Raw genomic sequence first — 14,784 nt, forward strand, 5'->3', positions numbered from 1 at the left:
TTTCAGCCCTGGCCGTACATTTCATCGCCCCACATCGTGAGTGGGTAATCGGGCTTGGTGTTACTGACCGCCCGCAGCGGCGACGCTGCGCGGTTCAAGCGGCATCTCGCGCGGAGGTCTTCCGATCACGTCGCGCAGGTCCTCCAGCTCGATAAAGTTGTCGGCCTGACGGCGCAGCTCGTCCGAAATCATCGGGGGCTGGCTGCGAATGGTCGAGACAACCGAAACGCGCACGCCCTGACGCTGCAGGCTGGCAATCAGCGGGCGGAAATCCCCATCGCCCGAGAACAGCACGATATGATCTACACGTGGTGCCAATTCCATGGCATCAACGGTCAACTCGATGTCCATGTTTCCTTTGACTTTCCGACGCCCCATGCTGTCGGTGTATTCTTTGGCCGGCTTGGTGACCATGGTGAAGCCGTTGTAATGCAGCCAGTCCACCAAAGGTCTAATCGGCGAATACTCGTCATTTTCCAGTAGCGCTGTGTAGTAGAAAGCTCTAAGCAGTTTGCCTCTGCGCATGAATTCTTGGCGCAGCAACTTGTAGTCGATGTCAAACCCCAGTGCTTTGGCGGCTGCATAAAGATTCGAGCCGTCGATGAACAGCGCTAGCCGTTCGTCCTTGTAAAACATAAAATGGTCCTTCCGGTATAAGCCACCGCACCGTGAGCTCCGTGAGTGAAAATGAATTGGTCAGTGCAATGGTGCCTCTAAAATAGGCCTTTTTGCCTACATCGCAAGCATTCTCTGTTCCGAATATGGGGTTCGAAGTGGACAAATCTTTGTCAAAAGCGGTCATTGCCCTTGGCGCAAATCTCAGTCTGAGAGGTAATGGGCCTAAGGTAACACTTGAGCAATCATTGGTCGCAATGGCCGAGGCTGGCTTGGTGATTCGCGCAATAAGTCGGTTTTTTGCCACGCCCTGCTTTCCTGCGGGGGCCGGGCCAGACTACGTTAATGCGGCAGTTTCGATTGAAACGGATCAGAGCCCGCACGGGGTTCTGGCGCTGCTGCACCGTATCGAACATGATTTCGAGCGCGCCCGCGAACAGCGTTGGGGGATGCGCACGCTGGACCTTGATCTGGTCTGTTGGGACGATTTGGTGCTACCGGATGATGTGGAATATCACCGCTGGCTGACCCTTCCGCATGAAGAACAGGCCATATCCGCACCGGAACACTTGATCCTGCCGCATCCACGTCTGCAGGACCGCGCATTTGTGTTGGTGCCGATGGCAGATGTTGCCCCCGGTTGGCGCCATCCAGTACTGGACAAGACAGTCACGCAGATGGTTGCCGCACTGCCACGCGAGGACGTGGCAGAGGTTAAGCCTCTGTGATCCTCGCATTTGCGGCATTTCCTGCTTGTCAAGGCGGGGATTCGCGCTTAGATAAACCCCTTCCTGCCACGGATTCATTTACGGAGAGCGCCCCATGGCCCGCGTTACGGTCGAAGATTGTGTAGACAAGGTCCCGAACCGGTTCGAACTGGTGATGCTTGCAGCCCACCGGGCGCGCGAGATTTCCGCCGGTGGCCCGATCACTGTTGATCGCGACAACGACAAGAACCCCGTTGTCTCGCTGCGCGAAATCGCCGATGAAACTCAAAGCGCTGATGAGCTGCGCGAGCGTCTGATTGAGGCCAACCAAACCCAGATCGAAGTTGATGAGCCCGAAGAAGATCAGATGGCTCTGCTGATGGGTGCGGAATCCGACAAGCCTGCGGATGACGACATGTCCGAAGAAAAGCTCCTGCGCGCGTTGATGGAGGCTCAGGGCCAGGGGTAAGCCCCAACGACAAAGGTGCGGACCGGATGATTTCAGCAGAAGACCTGATTGCGCTGGTCCGCAATTACAACCCCAAGACAAATGCCGAGCGCATCGAACGAGCCTATGAATTTGGCCTGCAGATGCATGAAGGGCAGTTCCGCCACTCTGGCGAGCCCTATTTCTCGCACCCTGTTGCCGTTGCCGCCATCCTGACCGAACAGCGTCTAGATGATGCGACCATCATAACGGCCCTGCTGCACGACACGATCGAAGACACCAAAGCCAGCTATGGCAAGGTTTCCGAGCTGTTCGGCGATGAGGTCGCCAAGCTGGTCGATGGCGTCACCAAGCTGACCAACCTGCAGCTTTCCAGCCGCGAGACCAAGCAGGCCGAAAACTTCCGCAAACTGTTCATGGCCATGTCCAAGGACCTGAGGGTCATTCTGGTCAAGCTCGCCGACCGTCTGCACAATATGCGCACCATCAAGGCGATGCGCCCCGAAAAGCAGGTGCAAAAAGCGCGCGAGACGATGGATATCTACGCACCGCTTGCGGGTCGCATGGGGATGCAATGGATGCGCGAGGAACTGGAAGATCTCGCCTTTCGTGTCCTGAATCCCGAAGGCCGCCAGTCGATCATCCGCCGCTTCATCACCTTGCAGCGTGAAACCGGCGACGTGATCCACCGCATCACCGGCGACATGCGGCACGAGCTGGAAAAAGCCGGGATCGAGGCCGAAGTCTTTGGCCGTGCCAAGAAACCCTATTCGATCTGGCGCAAGATGCAGGAGAAAGACCAAGGCTTCTCGCGCCTGTCCGACATCTATGGGTTCCGTATCATTACCGGGTCCGAGGAAGACTGCTATCGCACCCTCGGCGCGATCCACCAGCGCTGGCGCGCGGTGCCGGGTCGGTTCAAGGACTATATCAGCCAGCCGAAATCGAACGGTTACCGCTCGATCCACACGACTGTGTCCGGGCGCGACGGTAAACGGGTCGAGGTTCAGATCCGCACCCGTCAGATGCACGACGTGGCCGAAACCGGCGTGGCGGCACACTGGTCCTATCGCGATGGTGTCCGGTCCGAGAACCCCTTTGCCGTGGATCCGGCAAAGTGGATTGCAAACCTGACCGAACAGTTCGACAGCGAGGATGATCACGAAGATTTCCTCGAAGCGGTCAAGCTCGAAATGTATTCGGATCAGGTGTTCTGTTTCACCCCTAAGGGCGACGTGGTGAAACTGCCGCGCGGGGCAACACCGATCGATTTTGCTTATGCGATCCACACCCGTATCGGCCATGCCTGTGTTGGGGCCAAGGTGGATGGAATTCGTGTGCCGCTCTGGACCCGGCTCAAGAACGGACAATCGGTGGATATCATCACCGCCGATGGCCAGAGCCCACAGGTCACATGGCTTGAGATCGCAGTCACCGGCAAAGCCCGCACCTCGATCCGCCGCGCCTTGCGTGAGGTTGATCGGGAACGCTTCATCAAGCTGGGTAAAGAACTGGCTCGCGCAGGGTTTGAAAACGTCGGCCGCAAGGCCACCGACAAGGCATTGGATACCGCTGCAAAACACCTGCGATTGAAAGACCGACACGAATTGTTGGCCCGTCTGGGCAGCGCCGAACTGACCGCCCATGAGGTGGTCGAGGCTGTATATCCTGAGCTCACCAAGGACGATGGCGACGCGATTTCGCCCCGCCGCGCTGTGATCGGGCTTGAGCCCGGCCAGAAATTCGACCGTGCGCCTTGTTGCCAGCCATTGCCGGGTGAACGCATCGTTGGCATCACATATCGCGGCAGGGGCGTTGAGGTGCACGCCATCGACTGCGACCGTCTGACCGAATTCGAAAATGAACCCGATCGCTGGGTCGATCTGCACTGGCATGCGGGCACGCACCCGGCTGTCTATGGAGCGACGCTTGATCTGACTATCGGTAACGATGCCGGGGTACTGGGGCGTATTTGCACATTGATCGGAGAGAAAAAGGCCAATATTTCGAACCTCGAATTCGTCGACCGCAAACCTGATTTTTACCGCCTGATGATCAACGTCGAACTGCGCGATCTTGAACAACTGCATTCGCTGATGCTGATGCTTGAGGCGGAAAGCGATGTTGCCGCGGTCGAACGGTATCGGGAAAGCAAGAAAACCGCCGTCGCGGCTGGCTGAGAAGGGGTGATCACGAGTGGTTTTCAAGCGCCGAGATCGCCGCTCGCCTGTCCAAGTCGCGTCAGAGTTTGTTTATCCGCGCGGCGGATGGACCCGTGCCTTTCACTATGTCAAACATCGGGTGCGCCGCCTTCCTGACACCCCTGAACGCATCGCGCGTGGCATCGGGGCAGGGGTTTTTGCCTCGTTTACACCATTTTATGGCTTGCATTTTCTCGTCGCCGCCGTGCTGGCTCGATTGCTCAATGGCAACATATTGGCTGCCCTCAGCGGAACATTCTTCGGCAATCCTCTGACCTATGTGCCGATCGGGGTGGTGAGCTTGCAAACCGGGCATTTCCTGTTGGGTACCCGATATCGTGAGCACGACACGCACGGGTTGATGGGGAAGTTCGCCGATGCAATGAGTGATCTCAAAGACAATTGCATTGCGATGTTCACCGGTCGCGAAGCTGACTGGCATGGGCTCAGCCGCTTCTATGACGATGTGTTCTTTCCTTACATGGTTGGCGGTGTCATTCCGGGCGTTGTGGCCGGTGTTGTCTGCGGTTATCTCAGCCTGCCGCTGATCCGCACATACCAGCAGCGCCGCCGCGCCCGGATCAAGGCGAAGTTTGAACAAATCAAACGTTTGGCACAGGCAGAGGCTGACGTTTCAGTGACAAACCCACTAGGCTCGTCTTCAGGGACAATGAAGGATTCGAAAGATGTCTGACAACCGTTTGCGTCTGGGCGTGAATATCGACCACGTAGCCACCGTGCGGAATGCGCGCGGCGGGGCCTATCCCGACCCACTACGCGCCGCCCGGATCGCGGAAGAGGCCGGGGCCGATGGCATCACAGCACATCTGCGAGAAGATCGCCGCCACATCTCGGATGCCGATATCGACGGGTTGATGGACATCTTGTCGGTACCGCTGAACTTCGAGATGGCCGCGACGGACGAGATGCAGAAAATCGCCCTGCGCCATAAGCCACACGCTGTCTGCATCGTTCCAGAAAAGCGCGAGGAACGCACAACCGAAGGCGGGCTCGAAGTTGCGCGCGAAGAAAACAAGCTGGCCCATTTCATTGCGCCGCTGCGCGATGCCGGTTGCCGCGTGTCGATTTTCATCGCCGCAGATCAGCGCCAGATCGACGCCGCCCATCGCATCGGGGCCGAGGTGATCGAGCTGCACACCGGCGCCTATTGCGATTTCCATGCCGAGGGCAAACCGGACGAATCCGCGCGCGAGCTCGAAGCCCTGCGCGAAATGTCCGCCTATGCCCATTCACTAGGCCTGGAGGTCCACGCAGGTCACGGCCTGACCTATGAAACCGTGCAACCCGTCGCCGCCTTCCCTGAAGTGCGCGAGCTGAATATTGGCCACTTCCTGATCGGCGAGTCCATCTTCCGCGGCCTTACACCAGCGGTCCACGAAATGCGCCGCCTGATGGACGAGGCGCGGGCATGATCACCCCTGCTTTTGTGGCGATCTGGATTGCCTGGCTGATGGCCGGGGGCTCTCCGGGCCCTGCCACGATGGGCATCGCGGGTACTGCGATGAATGAGGGCCGCACCGCCGGTCTGACCTTTGCGCTGGGTATCTGTGCGGGTTCTGCTGCGTGGGGGATTGCCGCAGCTTTGGGGTTGTCTGCGATCATGCTGGCCAATGTCTGGGTGTTTGAGGTGATCCGCTATATCGGCGTCGCTTATCTGGGCTGGCTGGCGTTCAAGGCCCTGCGCCGCGCGCTGTCCTCGGATGAGGTGGCGCTGGGCAACCCGGTCACCGGCACTCTGTCCACGATCTTCGCCAAAGGGGCGGCGATCCACCTGACCAATCCAAAGGCGATCTTGAGCTGGGGATCGATCTACGCCATCGTTGCACCCAATGATGCTGGCCTTGCTATGCTGCTGGGCTATTTCGCTATGCTCTACGCGGGTTCATTGCTGATCTTCATCGGCTACGCTTTCCTGTTCTCCTCTGCACGCATGGTCAACGCCTATCGCCGCGCCCGCCGTTGGTTTGATTTCGCCTTCGCGGGCTTCTTTGGCGTCGCCAGCTACAAGATCCTCACGGTGCGCTTGTCATGACCTCTGGGGTGCAAGGATGATCCGACATTGCGTGATGCTGCGCCTCAGGCCCGATCATGACGCGGTAGAGCTTGCCGCCGTGATGGACGGGCTGAGCGCGGTCGCAGACCGCTTGCCAAACTGCGGTGGCTTCATCCACGGCCCAAATCGCGACTTTGAGGCGAAATCCCCAGGCTATCCCTACGGCTTCACGCTGGATTTCGCGACTGAGGCCGACCTGCAGCGCTATGCCAGCGACGAAACTCATAAGCAGCTGGGCACACAGCTTGTTGCTCTGTGTAAGGACGGGGCCGAGGGCGTCTTGGTGTTCGATCTGGAAATGCCTGACTCGGTTGACCAATAGGAGACGAGGGACTGTCATGAAAGCAATCACCTATCGCGGATTTGGTGCGGCGGCGGATGTCCTTGAGTTGGTCGAGCTGCCCACGCCTGAGCCCGGCGCAGGCGACGTTTTAGTCCGTGTCCACGCCAGCGGCATCAACCCCTCAGATGTCAAGCTGCGCAGCGGCGCGCGTCCGGGTGCGGTGATGCAATACCCAATGATTGTCCCCCATTCGGACGGGGCCGGCGTGATTGAGGCCGTAGGCGAAGGGGTCGACCCCGCACGCGTCGGCGAACGTGTCTGGATCTGGAACGGCCAATGGCAACGCGCCTTTGGCACCGGGGCCGAATACATCGCGCTGCCTTCCGATCAGGCTGTGTTTCTGCCCGACACCACCAGCTTTGCCGAAGGCGCGTGTTTTGGCATCCCTGCCATGACTGCGTGGTACGCGCTTTATTGCGACGGCTCCATCACCGACAAAACCGTGCTTGTCACCGGCGGAGCTGGCACGGTCGGGCGCTACGCCTGCCAGATGGCAGCGCTGGGCGGCGCGCGCGTTATCACCACCGTCAGTTCAGATGAAAAAGCGGCCCACTCCGGCGCGGCAGAGTGGGTCAACTACCGCACGCAGGATGTGGTTGAGGCGGTGATGGACATGACCAGCGGTGCAGGCGTAGACCGCATCGTCGAGGTCGATTTCGCCGCCAACCAGCCCGCTTCCCTTTCGATGATCCGCCCCGGCGGGACCATCGCCAGCTATGCCTCGGCCTCACAAATGAAGCCCGAACTGGATTTCTACGGCTTCATGTTCAAGAACATCCGCCTGCATATGCTGATCGTCTACCAACTCGACCCCGCCGCCCGCCGTCGTGGCGAGACGCAGCTGGGCCAGTGGCTGGACCAAGGCGCACTGTCCCATGCCGTAATCCGCGGTGGAGGCCTCAGCGAGGCCGCAAAATCACATGCTATGGTCGAGGCCGGGCAGAAGCTGGGTACTGTGGTGTTGGAGGTTTGACATGATCCTCGGAATCGGAACCGACCTCGCCAATATCGATCGTATCCAAGGCACACTCGACCGGTTCGGCGACCGGTTCCGCAACCGCGTTTTCACTGAGACCGAGCAGCGCAAGGCCGAGCGCCGCGCTGACACCGCTGGAACCTATGCCAAGCGCTGGGCCGCGAAAGAGGCGTGCTCGAAAGCCTTGGGCACCGGTCTACGCATGGGCATCGCGTGGAAGGACATGGCGGTGACCAACCTGCGCACAGGCCAACCCGTCATGCATGTCACCGGCTGGGCCGCTGAGCGCCTGAAAAAACTAACGCCCGAAGGGCACGAGGCGATCATTCACGTCACCCTGACCGATGATCACCCCTGGGCGCAGGCCTTTGTGGTGATCGAGGCTCGCCCGCTTCAAGAAGCGCCCGCGCAGCCTTGACTTGCCCCCACCTGACACGCATGTAGCACCCCAACCACGCATAGACTGGAGAGAGCAGTATGGCCGAGGAAGCCAAATCCGGAAACGCCGTTTGGGAGACGATCAAAACCATCGTCTACGCCCTGCTGATCGCGGGCGTTTTCCGCACGCTTTTCTTTCAGCCGTTCTGGATTCCCTCCGGTTCGATGAAGCAGACGTTGTTGATCGGAGACTTCCTCTTCGTCAACAAGATGGCTTACGGATACTCCTACGCTTCCTGCCCCAGCCTGATCATCCCCAGCGTCGGTCTAAACATCGATGCCGAAGATATCTGTGGCTGGATGCAGGGCGATGAAAACACTCGCATTCTGGGCGGTGAACCTGAGCGGGGTGATGTCATCGTCTTCCGCCATCCCATCACTGGCCGTGACTATATCAAACGCCTGATCGGCTTGCCGGGCGACCGCATCCAAATTCGTCAGGGCCAGATCATTCTGAATGACACGCCGGTGCCTCAGCAGCCTGACGGCGTGTTCACCGAGATCGCCGAACCGCAGGGCCCGCAAGGTCTGCGCCCGCGCTGTGAAAACGGCCCCGTGGGTATCGGTGGTTTGTGCGAAAAGTCTCGCCTGATCGAAACCCTGCCGAACGGCGTCTCCTATGATGTGCTGAATATCGGTAGTCAGGGTTCGGACAACACTGGCATCTACATTGTGCCTGAAGGCCACTATTTCTTCATGGGCGACAACCGCGACAACTCGGCTGACAGCCGCCTGCCACAATCCGCAGGCGGCGTGGGTTTTGTACCTTTCGAAAACCTGATCGGACGCGCCGACCGGATCATGTTCTCGTCCGCAGGTCGCTCGATGCTGTTCTTCTGGACATGGCGCGGTGATCGCTTCTTCAAGGCGGTCAATTGAAGCTATCGGCCGAGATAAAGGCGTTCCAGAAACGCTTGGGGTATGAGTTTTCCGACCCCGAACTGTTGGTGCGCGCGTTGACCCACGGCTCAGTGTCTTCTGCCACGCGCCCCGACAACCAAAGGCTGGAATTTCTGGGCGACCGGGTGCTGGGTCTCGTCATGGCCACAGCACTGCTTGAGGCGGACAGAAAAGCCTCCGAAGGCCAGCTGGCCCCCCGGTTCAATGCGCTCGTGCGCAAAGAGGCCTGTGCTGATGTGGCCCGCCAGATCGATCTGGGGGCAGTCCTGAAATTGGGCCGGTCAGAGATGCTCTCCGGGGGCCGTCGGAAACAGGCCCTTCTGGGCGACGCGATGGAGGCGGTCATCGCTGCCATCTATCGCGACGCAGGGTTCGAGGCCGCCCGAAACGTGATCCTCGCCCTCTGGGGCGACCGCATCCACAAGGTCGAGGCTGACGCGCGTGACGCCAAAACCTCGTTGCAGGAATGGGCGCAGGCCCGCGGTCAGAAGCCGCCAGCTTACGTCGAAGTCAAACGCACTGGCCCCGATCACGCCCCGATCTTCACCATCGCCGCGCGGCTGCAGGACGGGACCGAGGCACAAGCTACCGCTGGCTCCAAACGTCAGGCAGAACAGGCAGCGGCAAAGGCTCTGTTGGAACAATTGTCTTGATCCTCTGCGCGGCCAGATCATGAAGATCCGACCCGCCCAGAAAGCCGATGCCGCCAGCCTCGCGGCCCTGTCGATTGAGGTCTGGGTCGGAACCTACCTAAAGCGCGGCGTGAATTCCTTCTTTGCCGAATTCGCACTGTCCGAGTTCACGACCGCCCGGTTCGAAGCCTTGTTGCAGGACGGCCAAGACCTTTTGATGGTCTCTGAAAACGAAGAGGGGATCGACGGATATATTCGGTTGGCGGAAAATCGCATTGCACCTGTGGACGGGCTTTCCGATTTTGAGATCGTGACGTTTTATGTGCAGCCCCGCCATCATGGTAAGGGCATCGGCTCATCGCTGCTGGACATCGCGATCGACTACTCCCGTGAAAAAGGGCGCCAGTCAATTTGGCTGACGACCAATTCTGAGAACACGACCGCAATCGATTTCTATCTAGCCAAAGGGTTTGTGCAAGTCGGTGTCACAGATTTCCGGATCGGGGGCCAAGCTTACCCGAACCATGTACTGGTATTGAACACTTCGCCGTAAGATCAAACCACGCGAATGAACCCGGTCAATCCGGTTTTCTGATGTTCGATCACATGGCAATGAAACGCCCAATCGCCGGGATTATCCGCAACCAGCGCGATCTCGACCGCCTCATCTTTCAGCAATAGCATCGTGTCGGTCATCAGCGGTGGCAGTTTGCGAAGGTTTGACTTAAGCGGCATAAAGACCAATCCGTGCAGATGGATCGGATGCAGGTTGGGGGATTCATTGCGCAGCCGCAGAACATAGCTTTTGCCCATCTGCAAAGTGGCCAGAGGCCCCACATCCTGCGCGGCATCTCCCGGCCATGGCTTGCGGTTGATTGACCAGAAATTATAGCCCAGCGAGCCACAAAAGCCATTATTGGGCTCTCCGCCTTCCGGCGTCCATCCGAAAACAAACTCGTGCAGCTCGGCCTTTTTCAGATCGGGCCGTGCAACGGGGTTCTTGGCCAGCGGTTTCAGCTCACGCATATCTCGTGCCACAGACGCGCCAACTGCCTGCAACCCGACCAAGGACCGCAGCGGCTGACCGGGCAGCTTCGCCATCAGGTTCACGGTCTGCCCTTCATTTTCGGGCATCTTCACCGCGAAATCGACACGCTGGCCTGGGCCAAGCAGTAACGGCTCCGCAACGCTGGGCAGAGGCACGTCAATGTCCACCGGATGCCCGTCCCATGCGATAATCCGGGCCTCGGCATGGTCGAGGTTCAGTTTGTAAATCCGGGTCGTATCGGTGTTGACCACGCGCAACCGAACCAGACCTCCGACGGGGTGATCATAAACCGGCGCTTGCAACCAATTTGCAGTTTGCACATTGCCAAATGTCCCCGTCCGAGCCGCTCCGCGCGGCGTATAAGCGGGCAGAAACGCGCCCGCCTCATCCAGCCGGAAATCGCGCAGGTTGATCACCTGCTCGCTGTCAAACCCCGGGTCCTCGGTCTCGGCAATCACCATGACCCCAGTCAACCCGTGCGCCATTTGCTCCATCGTCATACAATGAGGGTGGTACCAATAGGTGCCCGCGTCCGGGGGTATGAATTTATAGTCGAAATGATCACCTTCGCCCATTGGCATCTGCGTCAGATAAGGCACCCCGTCCATCCCGTTGGGAATACGCAAGCCATGCCAATGCATCGCCGTATAGTCGGGCAGCGTGTTGCGCACCGGCAGCCGCATCACCTCACCCTGATTTCCATACAGAACGGGGGGAGGCGCGTCCGGCGACAGGCTGACCATCCCGTCCGTCACCTGATCGCGTAGCGCAAAACTTGCGGGTTGGATCACCAACTCTTGCGGGTTTGACGCCAACGCGAACCCACCCAGTCCCAATGCACCTGCGGCAGCCCCGCTGCCCAATAGAAACTCCCGACGTTTCACATCTCGCCTCTCTGAAAGGATGATCGCCTGGCTGGGATTGGCGTGGCGCATTGCTTTGGTGCCACCCCTGACGCATGACCGCAATGCGACAAATCCCTCTGGCCCAGAGATGCGTTCTGCTATAGGGGTGCGCACTTGCAAACAGGATCGCAGGACACATGAGCACACGCGCCGGATTTATCGCCCTGATCGGAGAGCCCAACGCAGGCAAATCCACCCTTCTGAACCGCATGGTCGGGGCCAAGGTCTCGATAGTGACGCATAAGGTGCAGACCACCCGCGCACGCATTCGCGGCGTGGCGATGGAGGGTGATGCGCAACTGGTCTTTGTGGACACACCGGGCCTTTTCAAACCCCGCCGCCGGCTCGACCGCGCCATGGTCGCCGCAGCCTGGGGCGGGGCGGCAGATGCCGACGTGGTCGTCCTGATGGTTGAGGCGCATCGCGGCATCACCGAAGGGGTCGAACGCATCCTCGAAGGTCTGGAAGAGATCGGGAAGGGCCGCACCATCGCTCTCGCGATCAACAAGATCGACAAAGTACCCTCCGAGAAATTGCTGGCGCTCACCAGTGATTTGAACGCCCGCTATCCCTTTGCCGAGACTTTCATGATCTCGGCTGAGAAAGGCCACGGTGTTGACGATTTGCGCAAGTGGCTGGCCTCGAAACTGCCCGAAGGCCCGTGGCTCTACCCCGAAGACCAGATCGCTGATTTGCCCCTGCGCATGATCGCCGCTGAGATGACGCGCGAGAAGCTGACCCTGCGCCTGCATCAGGAACTTCCCTATCAGCTGACCGTCGAGACCGAGAACTGGGAAGAGCGTAAGGACGGCTCGGCCAAGATTGATCAGGTCATCTATGTTATGCGCGACGGTCACAAAGGCATTGTGCTGGGCAAACGCGGTGAGACGATCAAGGCTGTCAGTCAGGCCGCACGGGCGGAACTGGAAGAATTCCTCGACCGAAAGATCCACCTGTTCCTACAGGTGAAGGTCCGGCCCAACTGGCTGGAAGAATCCGAGCGTTATTCGGAAATGGGTCTGGATTTCAAAGACGGTAACGGATGACCCGACTTACGGCGGAATTCTGGGTGCATGCCTATCTGGCGCGGCTGCGGTTTCAGGAAATACCAGCCTTTGTCGTGGCCCATGGTGACGACACCGCCGGCGCGGTGCTGATCAAGCTGAATACGCTTGACGGGCAGGCCACCGCATTTCAGCGAAGTTTTGATCTGATGAGCGGTGAGCGTAAATGGGTGGAACTCTCTTCCGGCCCCGAGGGCGAGGTGGACAACGCCATCACTCGCCAACGCAGTTTTGACCCTGATCTCTGGGTAATCGAGGTTGAAGACCGGCAAGGCAGGCACTTACTGGGTGAAGAAGGTTTGGACTAGCGCGCCCAGCAATTGATCTTGGATGCCCGGCTCAAAGCGACTATTTTGCTCTGAAACAGGCTGGACGAACGACCCGCCTATCGGGTGCCGCAGGAACAGGAGGGGAATTGAGTGGCTGAAACACTTGCCCAGAAACTGGAAAAGTCAAATCTCGGCCATTGGATGCAGCGGTTCGAGGGCTTTATGGTCTTCATCGGAGTGGTCGGCCCCTTCGCCACGTTGCCGCAACTGATCAAGCTTTATTTTACCCATTCCGAACACGCCACCGGCCAGTCGCTGCTCTCGTGGTCGCTTTATGCGGGGCTGTCGTTTTTGTGGTTCGCTTACGGGCTGGTGGTCGGCAAGCTGCCCATCTATGTGGGCAACGGCCTTTCCATGATCTTGAACCTGATGATGGTCATCGGCATCTTAATCCATGCTGGGGTCACATTCTAGCAACCCCGCTACGCAGTGGGCGACAATGCGATCAGTCTGCTTCACTAAAATAGACGAAGCTCATTTTGTTTCCATCCGGGTCCCGGGCATAGGCGCCGTAGAAGTTCGGTCCATATTGCGGGCGTTCACCCGGATCGCCCTCGTTAGTACCGCCATTGGCAATAGCGGCGGCGTGCACCTCACGTACTTCCGCTTCGCTTTGACATAGCAGGCCAACCATGTTGCCGTTTCCGACAGTTGCAACCTCTTTGTCGAAGGGCGTTGCGACCCACATGCTGCCGCCGCCGCGCAGCTCATAGCAAACTGCATGTGGCATGTATTCGGCGATTACTTTCCCACCTAACTGAGGGACAACCTCGTCGTAGTAGCTGCGTGCTTTGGCAACATCATTTGAGCCGATCATGACATAGTTCAGAGACATTTCTTAAATCCCAGTAATTAGAACATATAGCGAACATTAGTCTCTGAACCCACCTCACGCAACCGGTTTTTCCTACTGATCCGACCAGACTTATTTGTACTTTGAACCTGCAACGGCCATAAGATTTCCTGCGGGCATATCTGGTGACCTAACGAGGCCGAAATTGGATTGGCGTGATCACGGCATACTTCTGACCTCTCGCCGCCATGGTGAGACGGCGGCCATTATCGAGGTTTTTACCGAAACTCATGGCCGCCATGCAGGTATTGTGCGCGGGGGCACTAGCCGCAAGATCGCGCCGATCTTGCAACCGGGGGCGCAGTTGGACGTACTTTGGCGTGCGCGGCTTGAAGAGCATCTGGGCACTTTTCAGGTCGAACCCCTGCGTTCCCGTGCCGCCGCTGCATTTTCAGGTCGGTTGGCACTGGCCGGACTGAACGCGGTGGTGGCGTTATTGTCCTTCTGCCTTCCCGAGCGCGAGCCACACCCCTCGATTTATAAGCAAACCGAACAGTTGATGGATTTGTTGGGACAGGATGAGGTTTGGCCACTTGCTTATTTGCGCTGGGAACTGGCGCTGCTGGAAGAGCTGGGCTTTGGCCTCGATCTGTCGGCCTGTGCGGTGACCGGCGTGAGTGAGGGCCTGATTTATGTCTCGCCCAAAACCGGTCGCGCGGTCAGTGCAGCGGGGGCAGGGGAGTGGGCCGACAAACTGTTGCCACTGCCCCCCTGTCTGCGTGGCGAAGGGGCTGCGCCGGATGCCGACATCGCGCAGGCTCTGCGCACTACCGGGTATTTTCTGGAAAACCACCTGGCCCCGGCTCTGGGCCATACGCCGCTACCTGATGCCCGTGCACGCTTTGTGGCGCAGTTTACTCGGCGGCTTTGAATACCATCTCGTGCCCGTCCTCGTTGCGCAGGATCAGCACATCGCCGGATACTTCGGATTGTGTCATCGCCATCAGTGCAGCGAAGTAAAACCCTTCGGCCTCAAGCCCGGCACAGGCTGCGCGGGTGGCAGCCAGATCGGCGATCTCGAACCAAGGGTAGGGGGCATTCAGCTTGCCCGAATAAGTGTTGCAGGGGGCATTACCTTCGATACGCCCCTCTTCGGGAAAGCGCAGCAATGCGCTGGCTTCGAATGGCTCTCCGTCAATTTCTTGCAATGCCCATGTCTGATCCGCCGCGCCATAGGCGGCAACGGTTTCATCCTCGTTGCATTGAAACAAGGCCAGAGGCAGAAGCAGGGCCAGACGTAACATCGCAATA

At 58.9% G+C, this 14,784-nt stretch carries 20 protein-coding genes; 16 read left to right on the forward strand and 4 right to left on the reverse strand.

What is annotated here, in order from left to right; all coding sequences use genetic code 11:
* Positions 1 to 60: 60 nt before the first annotated feature.
* Complete coding sequence (locus ACR0JR_RS18375) at positions 61 to 636, reverse strand: LabA-like NYN domain-containing protein (RefSeq protein ID WP_010437678.1); 576 nt, start codon at positions 634 to 636, stop codon at positions 61 to 63.
* A gap of 125 nt (positions 637 to 761) precedes the next feature.
* Here ACR0JR_RS18375 and folK point away from each other — a divergent pair, with 125 nt between their 5' ends.
* From folK to ACR0JR_RS18435, 12 genes are all read left to right on the forward strand, one after another.
* Positions 762 to 1,343, forward strand: coding sequence for a 2-amino-4-hydroxy-6-hydroxymethyldihydropteridine diphosphokinase (gene folK, locus ACR0JR_RS18380; RefSeq protein ID WP_480457323.1), 582 nt, complete (start codon positions 762 to 764; stop codon positions 1,341 to 1,343).
* Positions 1,344 to 1,437: 94 nt separating this feature from the next.
* The gene (rpoZ, locus tag ACR0JR_RS18385) at positions 1,438 to 1,791 is read left to right on the forward strand and encodes a DNA-directed RNA polymerase subunit omega (protein WP_010437681.1); all 354 of its coding nucleotides are present in this window, start codon (positions 1,438 to 1,440) and stop codon (positions 1,789 to 1,791) included.
* Between the two features lie 26 nt (positions 1,792 to 1,817).
* Positions 1,818 to 3,950: a RelA/SpoT family protein gene (locus tag ACR0JR_RS18390; protein ID WP_480457324.1), complete on the forward strand. Its 2,133-nt coding sequence runs from the start codon at positions 1,818 to 1,820 to the stop codon at positions 3,948 to 3,950.
* A 16-nt stretch (positions 3,951 to 3,966) separates the two neighbouring features.
* Positions 3,967 to 4,665: a DUF2062 domain-containing protein gene (locus ACR0JR_RS18395; RefSeq protein WP_480457325.1), complete on the forward strand. Its 699-nt coding sequence runs from the start codon at positions 3,967 to 3,969 to the stop codon at positions 4,663 to 4,665.
* Positions 4,658 to 5,404 carry a pyridoxine 5'-phosphate synthase gene (locus tag ACR0JR_RS18400; protein WP_170543051.1) on the forward strand — a complete coding sequence of 249 codons (747 nt, stop codon included), beginning with the start codon at positions 4,658 to 4,660 and terminating at the stop codon, positions 5,402 to 5,404. Before ACR0JR_RS18395 ends, ACR0JR_RS18400 begins: the two co-directional genes overlap by 8 nt.
* On the forward strand, positions 5,401 to 6,024 hold the full coding sequence (locus ACR0JR_RS18405; RefSeq protein WP_480457326.1) for a LysE family translocator: 624 nt from the start codon (positions 5,401 to 5,403) through the stop codon (positions 6,022 to 6,024). The genes ACR0JR_RS18400 and ACR0JR_RS18405 overlap by 4 nt, the downstream gene beginning before the upstream one ends.
* A 16-nt stretch (positions 6,025 to 6,040) precedes the next feature.
* Positions 6,041 to 6,367: a Dabb family protein gene (locus ACR0JR_RS18410; protein WP_480457327.1), complete on the forward strand. Its 327-nt coding sequence runs from the start codon at positions 6,041 to 6,043 to the stop codon at positions 6,365 to 6,367.
* A 16-nt stretch (positions 6,368 to 6,383) separates the two neighbouring features.
* Positions 6,384 to 7,361 carry an NADPH:quinone reductase gene (locus tag ACR0JR_RS18415; protein ID WP_480457328.1) on the forward strand — a complete coding sequence of 326 codons (978 nt, stop codon included), beginning with the start codon at positions 6,384 to 6,386 and terminating at the stop codon, positions 7,359 to 7,361.
* Position 7,362: 1 nt separating this feature from the next.
* Entirely contained in the window at positions 7,363 to 7,782 is a 420-nt protein-coding gene (acpS, locus tag ACR0JR_RS18420) for a holo-ACP synthase (RefSeq protein WP_480457329.1), read from the forward strand.
* Between the two features lie 59 nt (positions 7,783 to 7,841).
* Positions 7,842 to 8,681, forward strand: coding sequence for a signal peptidase I (gene lepB / locus ACR0JR_RS18425; protein ID WP_170543061.1), 840 nt, complete (start codon positions 7,842 to 7,844; stop codon positions 8,679 to 8,681).
* The gene (gene rnc / locus ACR0JR_RS18430; protein ID WP_480457330.1) at positions 8,678 to 9,355 is read left to right on the forward strand and encodes a ribonuclease III; all 678 of its coding nucleotides are present in this window, start codon (positions 8,678 to 8,680) and stop codon (positions 9,353 to 9,355) included. The genes lepB and rnc overlap by 4 nt, the downstream gene beginning before the upstream one ends.
* A gap of 19 nt (positions 9,356 to 9,374) precedes the next feature.
* Positions 9,375 to 9,887, forward strand: coding sequence for a GNAT family N-acetyltransferase (locus ACR0JR_RS18435; RefSeq protein ID WP_480457331.1), 513 nt, complete (start codon positions 9,375 to 9,377; stop codon positions 9,885 to 9,887).
* 2 nt (positions 9,888 to 9,889) lie between these two features.
* Here ACR0JR_RS18435 and ACR0JR_RS18440 read toward each other — a convergent pair whose 3' ends face one another.
* Positions 9,890 to 11,266 (reverse strand): multicopper oxidase family protein, encoded by a 1,377-nt coding sequence (locus ACR0JR_RS18440; RefSeq protein ID WP_480457364.1) that lies wholly within the window; start codon positions 11,264 to 11,266, stop codon positions 9,890 to 9,892.
* A gap of 158 nt (positions 11,267 to 11,424) precedes the next feature.
* On the opposite strand from ACR0JR_RS18440, the gene era reads away from it, so the two are divergent.
* The 3 genes from era (at position 11,425) to ACR0JR_RS18455 (ending at position 13,094) form a co-directional block, all read left to right on the forward strand.
* Positions 11,425 to 12,333: a GTPase Era gene (era, locus tag ACR0JR_RS18445; protein WP_480457332.1), complete on the forward strand. Its 909-nt coding sequence runs from the start codon at positions 11,425 to 11,427 to the stop codon at positions 12,331 to 12,333.
* Entirely contained in the window at positions 12,330 to 12,659 is a 330-nt protein-coding gene (locus tag ACR0JR_RS18450; RefSeq protein ID WP_010437702.1) for a DUF1491 family protein, read from the forward strand. The genes era and ACR0JR_RS18450 overlap by 4 nt, the downstream gene beginning before the upstream one ends.
* 111 nt (positions 12,660 to 12,770) lie before the next feature.
* Positions 12,771 to 13,094, forward strand: coding sequence for a SemiSWEET transporter (locus ACR0JR_RS18455; protein WP_170475855.1), 324 nt, complete (start codon positions 12,771 to 12,773; stop codon positions 13,092 to 13,094).
* 31 nt (positions 13,095 to 13,125) lie between these two features.
* On the opposite strand, the gene ACR0JR_RS18460 is transcribed toward ACR0JR_RS18455, so the two are convergent.
* Positions 13,126 to 13,515 (reverse strand): VOC family protein, encoded by a 390-nt coding sequence (locus ACR0JR_RS18460; RefSeq protein ID WP_480457333.1) that lies wholly within the window; start codon positions 13,513 to 13,515, stop codon positions 13,126 to 13,128.
* A 163-nt stretch (positions 13,516 to 13,678) separates the two neighbouring features.
* On the opposite strand from ACR0JR_RS18460, the gene recO reads away from it, so the two are divergent.
* On the forward strand, positions 13,679 to 14,404 hold the full coding sequence (gene recO, locus ACR0JR_RS18465) for a DNA repair protein RecO (RefSeq protein WP_480457334.1): 726 nt from the start codon (positions 13,679 to 13,681) through the stop codon (positions 14,402 to 14,404).
* Here recO and ACR0JR_RS18470 read toward each other — a convergent pair.
* Positions 14,388 to 14,777, reverse strand: coding sequence for an META domain-containing protein (locus ACR0JR_RS18470; RefSeq protein ID WP_170475859.1), 390 nt, complete (start codon positions 14,775 to 14,777; stop codon positions 14,388 to 14,390). The genes recO and ACR0JR_RS18470 overlap by 17 nt on opposite strands.
* Positions 14,778 to 14,784: the final 7 nt, after the last annotated feature.

Source organism: Ruegeria sp. AA3 (assembly GCF_056542905.1).